At 72.9% G+C, this 14,186-nt stretch carries 16 protein-coding genes; 12 read left to right on the top strand and 4 right to left on the bottom strand.

Annotation, left to right across the window (positions count from 1 at the left end; translation table 11 throughout):
- The first annotated feature begins 1 nt into the window (after position 1).
- The 3 genes from ACH4OW_RS32335 to ACH4OW_RS32325 all read left to right on the top strand — a co-directional run bounded on the left by ACH4OW_RS32335 (position 2) and on the right by ACH4OW_RS32325 (position 2,848).
- On the top strand, positions 2-1,630 hold the full coding sequence (locus ACH4OW_RS32335) for an amino acid ABC transporter substrate-binding protein (RefSeq protein WP_398031391.1): 1,629 nt from the start codon (positions 2-4) through the stop codon (positions 1,628-1,630).
- A 576-nt stretch (positions 1,631-2,206) separates the two neighbouring features.
- Positions 2,207-2,536: an alpha/beta fold hydrolase gene (locus tag ACH4OW_RS32330; protein WP_398031432.1), complete on the top strand. Its 330-nt coding sequence runs from the start codon at positions 2,207-2,209 to the stop codon at positions 2,534-2,536.
- Positions 2,537-2,608: 72 nt separating this feature from the next.
- Positions 2,609-2,848 carry a hypothetical protein gene (locus ACH4OW_RS32325; RefSeq protein WP_398031390.1) on the top strand — a complete coding sequence of 80 codons (240 nt, stop codon included), beginning with the start codon at positions 2,609-2,611 and terminating at the stop codon, positions 2,846-2,848.
- Positions 2,849-2,855: 7 nt separating this feature from the next.
- On the opposite strand, the gene ACH4OW_RS32320 is transcribed toward ACH4OW_RS32325, so the two are convergent.
- Positions 2,856-3,044 (bottom strand): hypothetical protein, encoded by a 189-nt coding sequence (locus ACH4OW_RS32320; protein ID WP_360139738.1) that lies wholly within the window; start codon positions 3,042-3,044, stop codon positions 2,856-2,858.
- A gap of 203 nt (positions 3,045-3,247) precedes the next feature.
- Between ACH4OW_RS32320 and ACH4OW_RS32315 the strand changes: the two genes are divergently transcribed.
- Positions 3,248-3,535, top strand: a complete 288-nt coding sequence (locus ACH4OW_RS32315) for a hypothetical protein (RefSeq protein ID WP_360139741.1) — start codon at positions 3,248-3,250, stop codon at positions 3,533-3,535.
- Here the strand turns inward: ACH4OW_RS32315 and ACH4OW_RS32310 are convergent.
- Entirely contained in the window at positions 3,523-3,723 is a 201-nt protein-coding gene (locus ACH4OW_RS32310) for a hypothetical protein (RefSeq protein ID WP_360139759.1), read from the bottom strand. The two genes, ACH4OW_RS32315 and ACH4OW_RS32310, sit on opposite strands and share 13 nt — an antisense overlap.
- A gap of 459 nt (positions 3,724-4,182) precedes the next feature.
- On the opposite strand from ACH4OW_RS32310, the gene ACH4OW_RS32305 reads away from it, so the two are divergent.
- The 3 genes from ACH4OW_RS32305 (at position 4,183) to ACH4OW_RS32295 (ending at position 6,930) form a co-directional block, all read left to right on the top strand.
- Positions 4,183-5,361, top strand: coding sequence for a serine hydrolase domain-containing protein (locus ACH4OW_RS32305; protein ID WP_360139744.1), 1,179 nt, complete (start codon positions 4,183-4,185; stop codon positions 5,359-5,361).
- 129 nt (positions 5,362-5,490) lie between these two features.
- Positions 5,491-6,450 carry an SGNH/GDSL hydrolase family protein gene (locus tag ACH4OW_RS32300; protein ID WP_398031387.1) on the top strand — a complete coding sequence of 320 codons (960 nt, stop codon included), beginning with the start codon at positions 5,491-5,493 and terminating at the stop codon, positions 6,448-6,450.
- 66 nt (positions 6,451-6,516) lie between these two features.
- Entirely contained in the window at positions 6,517-6,930 is a 414-nt protein-coding gene (locus tag ACH4OW_RS32295) for a YchJ family metal-binding protein (RefSeq protein WP_360139750.1), read from the top strand.
- A 60-nt stretch (positions 6,931-6,990) separates the two neighbouring features.
- On the opposite strand, the gene ACH4OW_RS32290 is transcribed toward ACH4OW_RS32295, so the two are convergent.
- Together ACH4OW_RS32290 and ACH4OW_RS32285 are read right to left on the bottom strand one after the other, a co-directional pair.
- Complete coding sequence (locus tag ACH4OW_RS32290) at positions 6,991-7,365, bottom strand: RNA-binding S4 domain-containing protein (RefSeq protein WP_398031385.1); 375 nt, start codon at positions 7,363-7,365, stop codon at positions 6,991-6,993.
- A 25-nt stretch (positions 7,366-7,390) separates the two neighbouring features.
- Positions 7,391-8,482, bottom strand: a complete 1,092-nt coding sequence (locus tag ACH4OW_RS32285; protein ID WP_360133864.1) for a Ku protein — start codon at positions 8,480-8,482, stop codon at positions 7,391-7,393.
- Positions 8,483-8,525: 43 nt separating this feature from the next.
- Between ACH4OW_RS32285 and ligD the strand changes: the two genes are divergently transcribed.
- The 5 genes from ligD (at position 8,526) to ACH4OW_RS32260 (ending at position 14,186) form a co-directional block, all read left to right on the top strand.
- Positions 8,526-9,413 carry a non-homologous end-joining DNA ligase gene (gene ligD, locus ACH4OW_RS32280; protein ID WP_360133866.1) on the top strand — a complete coding sequence of 296 codons (888 nt, stop codon included), beginning with the start codon at positions 8,526-8,528 and terminating at the stop codon, positions 9,411-9,413.
- Between the two features lie 286 nt (positions 9,414-9,699).
- Entirely contained in the window at positions 9,700-10,362 is a 663-nt protein-coding gene (gene snpA / locus ACH4OW_RS32275; protein ID WP_360133869.1) for a snapalysin, read from the top strand.
- Between the two features lie 319 nt (positions 10,363-10,681).
- Positions 10,682-10,993 (top strand): DUF2992 family protein, encoded by a 312-nt coding sequence (locus tag ACH4OW_RS32270; RefSeq protein ID WP_398031382.1) that lies wholly within the window; start codon positions 10,682-10,684, stop codon positions 10,991-10,993.
- A 386-nt stretch (positions 10,994-11,379) separates the two neighbouring features.
- Positions 11,380-12,594 carry a lycopene cyclase family protein gene (locus ACH4OW_RS32265; protein WP_398031380.1) on the top strand — a complete coding sequence of 405 codons (1,215 nt, stop codon included), beginning with the start codon at positions 11,380-11,382 and terminating at the stop codon, positions 12,592-12,594.
- A complete protein-coding gene (locus ACH4OW_RS32260) occupies positions 12,591-14,186 on the top strand; it encodes an FAD-dependent oxidoreductase (RefSeq protein WP_398031378.1) in 1,596 nt (531 codons plus the stop codon). The genes ACH4OW_RS32265 and ACH4OW_RS32260 overlap by 4 nt, the downstream gene beginning before the upstream one ends.

Here is a 14,186-nt window from a genome sequence, read left to right as displayed (position 1 = left end):
GTTGCTGAACTGGCTGTACAACACGTTCTGGGCCACCTGGATCCGCAAGGTGTGCACGGTGCTCGTCGTCCTGGCCGTGGTCGTACCCCTGGCCTTCCTCATCCCGGGCAAGATCGGGGAACCCGACTACTGCGCCGAGGGCGTCGAGCGGATCGGCGGTGAGTGCATCGGCGTCAACGGCTCCGGGTACGACTTCGGGACCCGGGAGATCACGCAGGTGAGCGAGGCGATCCGCGACGAGAACAAACGGGTCGCCGAACAGTCGGCGGACAGCGTGACCGTGGCGATGATGCTGCCGCTGCAACCCAAGCTCGCCGCCGAACGCAAGCAGCTCCGCAGCGAGCTGCAAGGGGCGTACCTGGCGCAGTACCGGGCCAACCGGACGGAGAACAAGCCATTGCTGCGCCTGGTCCTCGCCAACCCCGGCGACGCGTACGCGCAGCAGAAGAAGGTGGTGGACCGGCTCGCGGCGATGGCGGACTCCGGGAGCGACAACCTGCGGGCCGTCACCGGCTTCAACCTGAGCCTCGGAGCCACCAAGGAGGCCATCGCGCGGCTGACCGGCGAACTGCGGATACCGGTACTCGCCAGCCGGGTCAGCGCCGACGAGATCGCCAACCCCGACGACCCGCACGGCCGCCTCCCGTTCCCCGGGCTGGCCCGGATCATCCCGACCAACCGGCAGCAGGCGGACGCGCTCGCCAACTTCCACGGCGGCCTCAAAGACGGGGAGACCGTCCTGGTCAAGGACACCCGCCCGCACGACATCTACGTCGAATCGCTCGCCAAGGCGTTCAGCCGGCCGGAACCGGGACCGCCGGGGCCGAAGGACCAGGAATTCACGTCGCCCGGCATCACGGACCAGGGGGACACCGGAAACGACTTCACCATCATCGGCCACAACATCTGCGCCTCGGACGCGAAGGTGGTCTATTTCGCGGGCCGCCCGGTCCATCTGCGGCTGTTCGCCCTCAAGCTGGCCGAGGTGCCGTGCCACGGCAAGAAATACACCATTGTCAGCGGCTCGGGCGCGGCGACGCTCGACCGGTACATGGGCGAGAGCGACTGGCAGAAACTGGGAGGCGGCTCGGGCGGCTCCACGATCACCGTGCAGTACGCGGCGCCGGCCCACCCGGATTCCTGGGACGCGGCACTGCGCAGGTGGGAGAAGGAGCGGCAGGCGAGCACGGGCAAGAAGCCGGAGGAGAAGGACCGGCCGGCCTATCTGACGGAGCCGCGGGAGCAGTTGCGGGAACTCCGCCGTCTGATCGACCGGCAGGCCGCGGGCGATATCGGCCCGGTGGAACTGGGGGATTCCAGGACCATGCTGGTCCACGACGGAGTGCAAACCATCGCGGCCGCCGTGTTCCTGGCCAATGCGCAGTCCGCCGGCCCGGTCGTACCGACACGTAAACGCGTCGCCGACCAGTGGCCGCGGCTGGAGGCCGCGTACCGGGTGAAGGGCACCAGCGGCTGGATCTGCCTGACCAACGGCGGCAATGCGTACGACAAACCGGTGTCCGTGGTCCAACTGGAACCGCGGACCCGCCGGGTGGCGTTCGTGGGGCTGGGCTGGCCGGCGAAGAAGCCCCAGCCCGCCGACTGCGTCGTGCCCAGTGCGACCGGGTGATGTTCCGTCCGATGCGCGTCGTCTTGTTCCGCCATTGGAGCGGGGTGCCCGCCAGGGCGGTGTAGCGGGTGGTGCGGCGGGAGAGCATGCGGGACGTACCCCCGGCTTTTCGAACGGGCAGGTGCACACGAGCGGAAGGCGGCTGCCCGGAGCTTTCCCCCGCCGTGCGCCGCCGAGTGGGGAGTGACGCCATGATTTCGACCGATTCCGGTCCCGGAACGCGCGTCGCGCACACCTCCGGGGCTGGTGACTTCGCCCGCGAACTGACTCAGGAAACCCTGCTCCGGCTGGTCCGCCGGGATATCGCGGCCATTCACGTACGGAATTTCTGCGACCGGCGGATCGCGGCGGAAACGGCCCGCAAGGCCGTACGGCACGAGGCGTTGGGGAATTACCGCAAGAAGTGCACCAGCACGGTGAGGCGAGGCGGGTGCACATGCCGCACGTCGACACGGCGTGGGGCCCCGGACGCATTGCCCGCTACCACGACGCCGCTGTGGCTTCGATCCGTGATGTGCGCGCCCTTTTCGCGCCGCACCTGTCCCCGGTGGACCACGTGCGGCTGCTACGCGCGGCCTGACCGAGCCCGGCGCCCGCCCGGCCACCGTCGCGGACATGGCGGCCGACTACCTGGAACAGATCCGCACCGTCCAGCCGGCCGGCCCGTACCACCTGCTCGGCTGGTCCTTCGGCGGCGCCGTGGCCCACGCGATGGCCACCCGGCTCCAAGAACAGGGCGAACAGGTCGCACTCCTGGCCCTGCTCGACTCCGCGCCCCTACAGATCGACCCCGCCCGCGTCCTCCCAAGTCACACCGCGCGGGACGTCGCCGACCTGTTCGTCGACGCGGTGGGCCGGTCGGGCCGTGGCACGCCCACCGGCCTCGATCCCGCCGAAGCGGCCTAGACCCTGCGCGGCCAGGGCAGCGCGCTGGCCGCGCTCCTGGAAGAACCCCTCGTCACCGCCGTCGCGGAGACCTTGACCGACAACACCCGGCTGCGCTGGTACACCTTCACGCCCGGCGTCTTCGCGGGCGACCTGCTGCTGTTCAAGGCGGAGCCGGAGCGGGGCGAGCCGCACTGGCCGGCGGAGGCGTGGCAGCCGTACGTCTCCGGCGCCGTCCGCACCCACGACGCGCACTGCGAACACGGCCACATGATGCAGCCGCACGCCCTGGACCGGATCTGGCCGGTGATCGCCGCGGCGCTGGCGGAGTGACGGCCCGTCACTCGCCCCGCACCGGCGGGGAGTGGTCCTGCCCCGGGTCCAGCCCCAGCGCGTCGATCAGCATCGCCAGATCCTCCGCGCTCTCGGCACGGCCGGCCAGGACCAGCCGCGCCCGGCGGCGCTCCCGGTCGTGGGCGCGGCGGGCCGCGTCCGGTCCCGGTCCGGCGGTGTGGGTGTCCTCGTTCATACCGGCCATGATCGGCGATCCGGCCCCTGCGGCGCGTGTCGGACGAGTCACTCCGGTCACCTTGGCCAAGTCTCTTCTGCGGCCCATGTCCGTCGGTCACCTCTCCTTTCGCGGCGTCCGCGCCCGCATTCCCCCGCCCACTGTGAGACACGACTCGGCGGGACGGCTGGCCAGTGCCCGGAGCCGGTTGTTAGGGAGGGGACATGAGTACGGAGAACGACACACGCACCGACATACCCGCCACCCTGACCGTGACGGCGGTGAGCACGATCGAGCCCGCCAGCCCGGACGACCGGGGTTCCGGCTCGTGGATGGTCATCGAGACCGCCGAGCAGGGCCAGCTTCTCCTGAACCTGCCCGGCCCGCTGTACCAGGCCGTCAAGCAGGCGACCTACCTGCCCTCGCACCTGGCCGGCGACGGCCGGCTGCCGCTGAGCGAGGCGGACAGCGCCGCGTACCGCAAGCGCATCGCCGACCGCTACGGCAAGTAGCGTTCGATCGCCGCCGGGCCCTTCTCCGCGATGAGTTTGCGGGCCTCCTCGACGCGTTCCGGCGTCACGTCCAGTCCCCTGGCCATGACCAGGTCCTCCGGATCGAACGGGCGCTCACCGCCCGTGTACAGCTCCCGCCGCTTCGCCGTGCGGCCGTCCTCGGAATCCGGACTGCTGTCCTTGCCCATGGCGCCTCCCGAAAGATCGCTCGGGTCCGGAGAGTCCCGCCGGGCCGGCAGTGCCTCCGCTGCTTCCATCATGGGGCCGGTCCGGCACCGCCGCACGGCGTGCACGCCGCGCCGGCCCGCGTAACGCCTCGGCGGAGGGGCGCCCGGCGGGCAGTGCGCGCCACCGCGCCCGCGTCCGCCGGCACGTCCGGCCTGCGCTGCCCGCACCCCCGTTGACGGGCGCCCCTGGTCCCTTCCCGGCCCCGGATTCCGTGACGACCTTGCCGACCGGGGGCGCGTGGCGTCTACGGGCGGGGCCGTCCGGACTTGTCCGGGACAGCGGCGGAAAGCCCCCGGACAACGCGGCGCGCACCGGCGCCGCGCCACATCGCCGTGCGGATCAACCTCCAAGCCGGTAACGGGCGTCACTTACGCCACAGGGACGCAATCAGCTCCCACCGGCTATGGAGGCACCACTTCATGAAGCAGCGGGCTGTACGAACCGTCTTACTCGCCCTGGCGACCACCACCGCCGTGGGCGCCGCGACCCTCGCTCCCGCGTACGCGGCCGTCCCGGAGCGGACGGCCGGACGCGGGCACGAGGCGACCATGGCCGCACTGCGGCAGATGGTGGAAAAGCGCGGGCTGCCCGGCGTGGCGGCCGAGGTCCTGGACGGCCGGAAGCGGTGGTTCGGTTCGGCGGGCGTCGCGGACACCGCGACGGGGCGCAAGCGCTCGGCCGACGACCACTTCCGCGCCGCGAGCATCACCAAGCCGTTCATCGCGACCGTCGTCCTCCAGCTGGCGGCCGAGCGAAGACTGAGCCTGGACGACACCGTCGAGAAGTGGCTGCCCGGCCTGGTGCGGGGCAACGGCAACGACGGCCGGACCATCACCCTGCGCCAGCTCCTCAACCACACCAGCGGCCTGCCCAACTACACCCTGGACCCGGATTTCGAGGCAGAGTCCACCGGCAGCCGCTTCCCGGAGCACCGCTACGACAACCACACGCCCCAGGAACTGCTGGCCGTCGCGCTCAAGTACCCGCGGACGTCCGTGCCGGGCGCGAAGGCCGTGTACTCGAACACCGGTTACGTCCTTGCCGGCCTGGTCATCGAGAAGGTGACGGGGCGCTCGTACGCCGAGGAGGTCACGCGCCGCCTCATCGAGCCGCTGGAGCTGGGCGAGACGTCGTTCCCCGGCAGCGGCGTGACCATGCCGGATCCGCACCCCGTCGCCTACTCCCGGCTGCTCGACCCGGCGCCCGACGCCCCGGTCGTGGACGCCACCGAGCAGAACATGACCTACCTGGGCGCGGCCGGCGACATGATCTCCACCACGGGCGACCTCCTCCGCTTCCAGCAGGCCCTGATGAGGGGCGAGCTGCTGCCCGGCGCCCAGATGAAGGAACTGCTCACCGTGGTACCGGCGGCGGGCGGCTTCTCCTTCGGACTGGGCATCGGTACGACCACGCTGTCCTGCGGGGTGGAGGTGGTGGGCAAGACCGGCCGGGCCAACGGCTCGATGTCCGTCCTGATCGGCACCCGGGACGGCAGCCACCAGCTGGCGTTCAACACGAACAGCGACTGGGCGGACCCGTCACACACGAACGTGATGGAGGCGGAGTTCTGCGGCAAGGCCCCGGCACCGACCGGGTGACCGCCGCCCGCTCGTGTCGCGGCGCGGTCTTCTCAGCGGAGCCGGGGTGTGCTTCCCTGGTCTGCCCGTGCCGGTGTGAGCTGCACCTGACATGAGCCACCGGCCGTAACCTCGACCAGGGGCGGCCCGATGACCCAGCGCTGGGTGGTACCGCTGCTGGCGGTCGCGGCGCTGGCCCTGGTCGGGGTCCTCGGCTGGAGCGTGGTCTTCGCCTCCGACCCCACGGACGCGCCGTCCGGACCCGGGCCGGGACCGCGCCCGGCCGCGACCGCTCCGGCTTCCGGCTCCGGGAAGCCGGAGCCGGAAGCCGGGGCCGAGCCGCCCGGCAGGCCCGTGCCCGCGCTCTACCTCGGCGACTCCCTGGCCATGGAGAACCAGGACGTACTGGCCCGGTGGATCGACGCCACCGGCCGGGCGAAGCTGCACACCGCGCCGTACTCCGGCACGACCCTGTGCGACTACCTGGCGGACTGGCGGGGAAAGTCGCTGGTCCCCGCCAGGGACAAGGCGGCCGCGCTGGTACGGACGGTGCGCCCGCGCGTCGTGATCCTCCAGTTCTGGGGGAACGCCTGGGGTTACACACCGTGCATGGCCGGAGCCACGTACGGGGCTGCGGACTACTACGACCGGTACGCGGCCGACGCGCGGCGGCTGACCCGCGAGATCACCGCGGCGGCGCGGGACGCCGGCCTTCCCCGGCCGAAGATCGTCTGGGCGTCCCAGGCACCCGACGCCTTCCACCCGGACCGGGTCCGCCGCGTGAACGACATCTACGCGGCGCAGGCCGCCGCGACCGGCGACCTGTACGCGGACGCGGGCCGCACGCTCAGCCCCGACGGCGACCGCTACCGGTGGACCCGCCGGCTCCCGTGCGACGCCTACGAACGCGCCCACCCCGCGTACTGCACCCACCCGGCCCCCGGCGGCGGCACCACCGACCTGCACCGCACCGACGACGCCCTGCATTTCTGCCTGGCGCCGACGACCAGCACGCCCCGCCCGTGCCCCGTACGGTCGCCGGGCATCACCCGCTTCGCCCGCGCCGTGACGGCGGCGGTCGACGGCTGGCTCAAGGGCGCCACCCGCTGACGGGGGAGTGGCGGGCCCGCGGGGGCCACCTGCCGGGCGCGCTCCCGTAACCGTCACAATCTAGGGGTGTCGAGAAACAACGCGCGCCGGCGGCCGGCGATCAGTTCCACGTCCCCCTGCCCCTGCGGGCTGGAAGCGCCCTACGGGGAGTGCTGCGCCCGCTTCCACCAGGGCCAGGCAGCCGCACCGACGCCCGAACGGCTGATGCGCTCGCGCTACAGCGCCTTCGCGACCGGCGACGCGCCGTACCTGCTGCGCACCTGGCACCGGGCGACCAGGCCCCCGCACCTGGAATTCGAGCCGGCGCAGCGGTGGACGGGCCTGGAGATCGTCACGACGACGGGCGGCAGCGCCTTCCACAGCGAGGGCACGGTGCGGTTCCGGGCGCACTACACGCTGGACGGCGAGCCCGGCGTGCAGGAGGAGCACAGCCGCTTCGTGCGGGACGAGGGCGTCTGGGTGTACCTGGGCGAGCTGTGAGCGCGCCGGGGCGGCCGCACGTCACCACGGCGGCCGCCCCGCCGCCTCGGGCACGCTCTCTCAGCGGCCGCGCAGCTGCTCCAGCTCGCGCCGGTCGCGCTTGGTCGGCCGCCCGGCGCCGCGGTCGCGGTGGCCCACCGCGGCGATCTCCTCGCGGGGCGGCGGCGGAGGGCTGTTGTCGACGAAGCACTCCGCGGCGACCGCGGCGCCGACCCGCTTGCGCACCAGGCGCTTGACCACGACGACGCGCTCGCGCCCGGCGTGCCGCAGCCGTACCTCGTCGCCCGCGCGCACCGCCTGGGCGGCCTTCACCCGTTCACCGTTGACCCGTACGTGCCCGCCCCGGCAGGCCGTCGCGGCCAGCGAACGCGTCTTGGTCAGCCGGACGGACCAGATCCAGCTGTCGACGCGCACCGTTCCCTCGTCTGAAGCCATGGCACGACTCTAAAGCCCCGCGTCCTCAGGCCGACGCCTTCTTGCCGGTCCGCTTCGCCGTGGTCTTCTTCGCGGCGGACTTGGCCGTGGACGCCTTCGCCGCCGTCTTCTTGCCGCCCGAGCCGCCGGACGCGGTCTTCTTCGCGCCCGTACCTCCCGACGCCTTGCCCGAAGCGGTCTTCTTGGCGGACCCGGACGTCTTGCCCGCCGTCTTCTTCGCGCCGCCCCCGGACCCGGTCTTCGCCGCGGCCTTCTTCGCCGTCTTGCGGCCCCGGATCGGCGTGACCGAGGCCGACTCCTCGTCCTGCTCGTCCGCTGCCTGCCCGCCGCCCTCCCCGCGCGACTCGCGTGCCGCGCGGACGCTGTTCTCCAGCGCGGCCATGAGGTCGATGACCTTGCCGCCGGAGCCGGGCGCCGCCCTGGGCGCGGCCGGCTCGCCGCCCTCCAGCTTCGCGGTGACCAGCTCCTCGACGGCCTCCCGGTAGTCGTCGTGCAGCTCGGACTCGTCCAGGTCGCCGAGCGAGTCCATCAGGGTCTCGGCGAGCGTCAGCTCGTTCTCCCGGATCTCGACCTTGTCGCGGGGGGCCACCCCGCTCGCCGAGCGGATCTGGTCCGGCCACAGCAGCGTGTGCATGGCGATCGCCCCGTCGTGCGCCCGCAGCATGGCCAGGGTCTCCCGCCCGTGCATGGCCACCTTGCCGATCGCGACCTTCTCCTGGTGTTCCAGCGCCTCCCGCAGCAGGGTGTACGGCTTGGCCGCCGCGACGCCGTTGGGCCCCAGGAAGTAGGACTTGTCCAGCTGGAGCGGGTCGATCTCGTCCGCGCCGACGAAGGCCAGGATGGTCAGCGTCTTGGTCGTCGGGAGGGGCAGCTTGGCCAGGTCCTCGTCGGTGATCGGCACGATTGTGTCGTCGGCTGCCTGGTAGCCCTTGCCGACCTCCTCGTTGGGGACCTCCTCCCCGTCCAGCTCGCAGACCTTGCGGTAGTGGATCCGGCCGCCGTCCTTCTCGTGGATCCGGACGAACGAGACCGAGGCCGTGCGCTCGGTCGCGCTGTAGGTCTTCACGGGGATGCTGACCAGCCCGAAGGAAATGGAACCGTTCCAAACAGAGCGCATGTCTCATCCCCTCGCATAGCGTTATCTATGGGATTGTCATGGTATGTCGCCAATCACCGTCGTGGAGGGGCGGCGCCTGTCGCTCACCAACCTGGACAAGGTCCTGTATCCGCGGACCGGCACCACCAAGGGCGAGCTGCTGCACTACTACGCCACCACCGCGGGCGCGCTCCTCGCCCACGTCCACGACCGGCCCGTCTCCTTCCTGCGGTATCCCGACGGGCCCGGCGGGCAGACGTTCTTCACCAAGAATGTTCCGCCCGGGACGCCCGCCTGGGTGAAGACCACCGAGGTGCCCGGCAGCACGGCGAAGTCCCGGCAGCAGGTGCTGGTACGCGACGTACCGACCCTGATGTGGGCGGCGAACCTCGTCGTGGAGCTGCACACACCGCAGTGGACCGCCGACGCGCCGCGCGTCGCCGACCGCCTCGTCCTCGACCTCGACCCCGGCGCCCCGGCGACGATCGTGGAGTGCTGCGGCGTGGCCCGGTGGCTGCGCGAGCGCCTGGCGGCCGACGGACTGAACGCCTACGCCAAGACCAGCGGCTCCAAGGGCCTGCACATCCTCGTCCCCATTGAGCCGACTCCCTCGGACGACGTCACCGCGTACGCCAGGAACATCGCCGTCGAGGCCGAGCGGACCCTGCCGGGACACGTCGTGCACCGGATGACCAAGGCGCTGCGCCCCGGCAAGGTCTTCATCGACTTCTCGCAGAACTCCGCCTCCAAGACCACCGCCGCGCCCTACACGGTGCGCGCCCGCGAGCTGCCCACCGTCTCGGCCCCCGTCACCTGGGACGAGATCGAGGCGTGTACGGAACCGGAGCAGCTCACGTTCCTCTTCGAGGACGTCGCCGCGCGCCGCGAGCGCCACGGCGACCTGCTCGCGCCGCTGCTCAACCTCAACCGGGCCCGCCCGCTGCCCCGCTGACGCCACGGCCCGTGTCGGCGCCCGCACCTGCGTTGATCGCGGGTCGCCTACGTCTTTCTACGTAGGCGCCGATGACGCGGGCAGGTGCCACATTCCCATGCCACCGGCGTGAACGGCGTCGTTCACACCCCTTTCATCCGGCGGAAACCGGGGAGTTGCGGCCTCCGGAACGGGTGGGCGGGTGGGGCGATGTCCCGGTGCTATCGCCAATTGCTTTCATCCACGGGGTCCTTGGTTCCTCCACAATCCCGGTACCAAATCCCTCCCACGGATGAAGAGGACCCCCATGAGACCCACCCGTACGGCTCTGTCCGCCGTGCTCGGCCTCGGCCTGGCCGCCGCCCTCGGTACCGCGGTCCCGGCGACCGCCGCTCCCGCCGCCCCCTCCGGCGCGAGCGTCTCCACGCCGGCCTCCATAGCCAAGTACGCCGGTTCGGCCGAAGACGCGGCGGCCAGCAAGGCGTTCTTCCAGGCGGTCATGAAGTCGGCCGCCGCCAAGCGCGCGGCCAACCCCGGCATCAAGGCGGTCACGGTCGTCTACAACGCCTCCAGCGCGCCCACCTTCCGCAGCCAGATAGCGCGCAGCACCCAGATCTGGAACAGCTCCGTGAACAACGTGAAGCTCCAGGAAGGCTCCAGGGCCGACTTCACGTACCGCGAGGGCAACGACTCCCGCGGCTCCTACGCGAGCACCGACGGCCACGGGCGAGGCTACATCTTCCTCGACTACCGGCAGAACCAGCAGTACAACTCCACGCGCGTGGTGGCCCACGAGACGGGCCACGTCCTCGGCCTGCCCGACCACTACTCGGGCCCGTGCAGCGAGTTGATGTCGGGCGGCGGCCCCGGCCCGTCCTGCCAGAACACCAACCCGAACGCGCAGGAGCGCGCCCGGGTGGACGCCCTGTGGCGCAACGGCCTGGTCGCACAGCTCGCCCCGGTCTCCTGATCTCCCGGCGGTCGTCGCGGCGTGGGGCCGGTGTCCCTCCCGCGGCGGCCGTCCGCCGTCCCCCGGGTGGCGGCCGCGCCCGGCCGCGCGGCTCCTTCCCCGCCGCGCGACACCGTGCGCGCCGCCTTCCCCGCCGTGCGGAAACCGGTTGCCCGGCGGGCGGCCACCGCCCAGAATGACCAGCGCAATCAGGACGGACGAAAACACGGCCCGGTCGGTAGTCCGGGCGCCCGCTGCCGCCTTCGCGGGGCGGCGGGTCAGTAACCTCCCTCCCAGGGTGTCCGGTTCGTCCCCTCACGCACCACCATGGGAGGACATCATGCCGAGCACGTTCACCGTGTTCTTCGAGGACCCGTTCTGGGTCGGCGTTCTGGAGGTCGCCGCACCGGACGGCGTGCGGGCCGCCCGGCACGTCTTCGGGTCCGAGCCGACCGGGCCGGAACTGCTGGCCTTCGCGCTGCGCCGGTCGGACGAGCTGATCGCGCGGGCGCTCGCCGCGCCCGCCGTGGAGGCGGCGGCCGTCGGCCGGCCGTACAGGGCGAACCCGAAGCGGGCGGCCCGCGCCGCCGAGGCGGAGCACCGCGGGTCGCTGGCGCGGGCCAAGGCGAAGGCCCGGCACCGGGGGCGCTGAGCGGCGGAATACGGTGCGGGTGATGCGTAGCGATATGCATCACATCGGGCGGGTTTGGCGGTAGGCCGTCCGGTGGTTTATCGTTCAATTGATCACGGGCTTAGATGGACCCTGCACCTACAGGTGGCGGGCCGCCGCGCCCGTGGACGGACCGCCCCGGCCAGCTCCCCCCGTCTGGCCGGGGCTTTCTGTGTTTCTCCCGCGCGTGTCGGAATCCGACCGGGTGCCTTCGCCCGGTGACCGGCGTAGTAATGACCGTGGCGGCGATCCGTCCGGAGACCCGGCGTCCCCCCGGCCCGTAGAACCCGCTCCGGTGGGCAGACGAGACACGGGTGCGCCGCCGGTGTGACCGGACGCGGTGCTCGGCGGGACGGGAGGAAGCCGGCGTGTACGACACGGAAGTGGCCGTCGTGGGCGGCGGCGCCGCGGGACTCTCCCTCGCCTACCGGCTCTGCGCCCCGCTGCCCGGCACGCCCTGCCCCGAGGTGACCGTCGTCGACGCGCCGCCGGGGCCGCTCAGGCCCCCCGAGCGCACCTGGTGCTACTGGGAAGGGCCGGGCGGCGAGTTCGACGGCGTACTGGCGGCCTCGTGGGACCGGCTGCGCGTGCACGGGGCCTGCGGCCCGGCGCTGACGGGGGACCCGGGGCCGCTGCGGTACAAAATGGTGCGCTCCGGCGCGTTCGAGCGGCTGGTGGGCGAACGCCTCGCGGCGGCACCGGCCGCACGCCGGGTGACGGCCGTCGTACAGGAGGTGCGCGGGCTGCCGCACGGTGCCGAGATCCGCGGCGTCGGCGAGCGGGGCGAACCGGTGCGGCTGCGGGCCCGCTGGGTCTTCGACTCCCGGCCGCTGCCCGCACTGCCGCCCGCCCGCACCACCCTCCTTCAGCACTTCCACGGCTGGTTCGTGCGGACCGAGCGGCCCGTGTTCGACCCCGCGACCGCCGACCTGATGGACTTCCGCACCCCGCAGCCGCACCACGGCCTGTCGTTCGGCTACGTCCTGCCGCTCAGCCCGTACGAAGCACTGGTCGAGTACACCGAGTTCTCCGCCGCCCCGCTCGACGAGGCCGCCTACCACCGGGCGCTGCGCCACTACCTGTCCGAGGTGCGCGGCCTGGGCCCGTACCGTGTCACCGCCTCCGAACAGGGCGCCATCCCGATGACCGACGCGCGCTTCCCCCGCCGGGCCGGCGCCCGGGTCTTCCGCATCGGGACCGCGGGCGGCGCCACCCGGCCGTCGACCGGCTACACCTTCGCCGCCGTCCAGCGCCAGAGCCGGGCCATCGCCGCCGCCTTCCACCGCGGCCGCACGCCCGTACCGCCACCCGCGCACTCCGCACGCTCACGGCTGATGGACGCGGTCCTGCTCCGCGCTCTGGACAGCGGGCGGATCGACGGCGCCGACTTCTTCACCGGGCTGTTCCGCGGCGTGCCGACGGAACGGCTGCTGCGCTTCCTGGACGGCGGCACCCGCCTGCGCGAGGACCTGTCGATCGGCCTGCACACCCCGGTACTGCCCATGCTGCGCACCGTCGCCGAACTGCCGAGGCTGCGCCGCGCCCGCCCCGCCCGCCCCGGACAGGAAGAGACCGCCCGATGACGCTGCCGCGCGACACCGCACCACCGGCCGCCGCCGGGCGCGCCGCCCGCTCCGGCGTACCGCGCCGGGGCCGGGACCGGCTGGCCCGCGTCCTCGCGCCGCCGCCCGGGCGGCCCCGGATCACCGGCGAGGCACCGGACGCCGCGGTGATCGGCGGCGGCATCGCCGGGCTCGCCGCGGCGACCGCGCTGGCCGAACGAGGCGTACGGGTCACGCTGTACGAGCGGGAGCCGGTGCTCGGCGGCCGCCTCGCCGGCCGTCGGATCCGGCTCGCCGACGGTTCACGGGCGACCATGACGCGCGGCTTCCACGCGTTCTTCCGCCAGTACTACAACCTGCGGGGCCTGCTGCGCCGGGCCGATCCGGCGCTGGGCATGCTCACCGGGCTGCCCGACTACCCGCTGCGCCACAGCAGCGGCCTGCACGACAGCTTCGCGCGCGTCCCGCGTACGCCTCCGTGGAGCGCGGCCGGCTTCGCCGCGCTCAGCCCGTCCTTCACCCTCCGGGACCTGGCCCGGATGAACCCGCGCGCCGCGCTGCCGCTGTTCGACGTGCGGGTGCCGGAGGTGTACGAGCGCCTGGACGGCGTCAGCGCGCGGCACCTGCTGGACCGCATCCGCTTCCCCGAAGCGGCGAACCACCTGGCGTTCGAGGTGTTCTCCCGCAGCTTCTTCGCCGACCCGGAGGAACTGTCCGCCGCCGAGATGGCGTTGATGTTCCACATCTACTTCCTCGGCTCCAGCGAGGGCTTGCTGTTCGACGTCACCGGCGAACCGTTCCCGCAGGCGCTGTGGGAGCCGCTGGAGCGGTACCTGACCGGGCACGGCGTCACCCTGCACACCGGCTGCGCGGTGGAGGCCGTGGAGACCGGCGCGCACGGGGGCGGCGTGACCGTACGGGGCGGGCACGGCGCGGCGCGCCACGACGCGGTGGTCCTCGCCCTCGACGCCGGCGGGCTGCGCAGCCTGGCCGCCGCCTCGCCGGGGCTGGGCGGCCGGGACTGGCGCGAGCGGGCGCTGCGGCTGCGGGCCGCGCCGCCGTTCCTCGTCTCCCGGCTGTGGCTCGACCACCCGGTGGCGCCCGGCCGGCCGGGCTTCCTCGGTACCAGCGGCTTCGGTCCGCTGGACAACGTCAGCGTGCTGGAACGCTGGGAGGGGGAAGCGGCGCGCTGGGCCTCCCGCACCGGCGGCTCGGTGGTCGAGCTGCACGCGTACGCGCTCGGCACGGACACCGGCCGCGAGGTGCAACAGGAACGGCTGCTGGACCAGTTGCACCGCGTCTATCCGGAGACCTCGGAGGCGAAGGCGGTCGACGCGCGGCACGAATGGCGCGCCGACTGCCCGCTGTTCCCGGTCGGCGGCCACCGCGACCGCCCCACCGTGCACACCGGCGACCCGGCGGTGGTGGCCGCCGGCGACCTGGTGCGCACCGACCTGCCGGTCGCGTTGATGGAGCGGGCGGCCACGACGGGCTTCCTCGCTGCGAACGCGCTGCTGGCGCGGTGGGGCGTACGCGGCCAGACGCTGTGGACGGTGCCGGACCGCGGCCGGTCGGCGGTGCTGCGCGCGCTGGCCAAGGTGGCGGGCACCTGA

Origin of the sequence: Streptomyces sp. NPDC017056 (assembly GCF_044332485.1) — a bacterium.
Taxonomy (GTDB): domain Bacteria; phylum Actinomycetota; class Actinomycetes; order Streptomycetales; family Streptomycetaceae; genus Streptomyces.
Note: the sequence above shows the minus strand (reverse complement) of the source record. Positions and strands in the feature narration are given on the sequence as shown.

Excerpts from the sequence above, each read along its gene's own strand:
- ACH4OW_RS32320 (WP_360139738.1), bottom strand. The coding sequence starts at position 3,044 with ATGAACGAGGACACCCACACCGCCGGACCGGGACCGGACGCGGCCCGC.
- ACH4OW_RS32315 (WP_360139741.1), top strand. The coding sequence starts at position 3,248 with ATGAGTACGGAGAACGACACACGCACCGACATACCCGCCACCCTGACC.
- ACH4OW_RS32310 (WP_360139759.1), bottom strand. The coding sequence starts at position 3,723 with ATGGGCAAGGACAGCAGTCCGGATTCCGAGGACGGCCGCACGGCGAAG.
- ACH4OW_RS32305 (WP_360139744.1), top strand. The coding sequence starts at position 4,183 with ATGAAGCAGCGGGCTGTACGAACCGTCTTACTCGCCCTGGCGACCACC.
- ACH4OW_RS32300 (WP_398031387.1), top strand. The coding sequence starts at position 5,491 with ATGACCCAGCGCTGGGTGGTACCGCTGCTGGCGGTCGCGGCGCTGGCC.
- ACH4OW_RS32290 (WP_398031385.1), bottom strand. The coding sequence starts at position 7,365 with ATGGCTTCAGACGAGGGAACGGTGCGCGTCGACAGCTGGATCTGGTCC.
- ACH4OW_RS32285 (WP_360133864.1), bottom strand. The coding sequence starts at position 8,482 with ATGCGCTCTGTTTGGAACGGTTCCATTTCCTTCGGGCTGGTCAGCATC.
- ligD (WP_360133866.1), top strand. The coding sequence starts at position 8,526 with ATGTCGCCAATCACCGTCGTGGAGGGGCGGCGCCTGTCGCTCACCAAC.
- snpA (WP_360133869.1), top strand. The coding sequence starts at position 9,700 with ATGAGACCCACCCGTACGGCTCTGTCCGCCGTGCTCGGCCTCGGCCTG.
- ACH4OW_RS32270 (WP_398031382.1), top strand. The coding sequence starts at position 10,682 with ATGCCGAGCACGTTCACCGTGTTCTTCGAGGACCCGTTCTGGGTCGGC.
- ACH4OW_RS32260 (WP_398031378.1), top strand. The coding sequence starts at position 12,591 with ATGACGCTGCCGCGCGACACCGCACCACCGGCCGCCGCCGGGCGCGCC.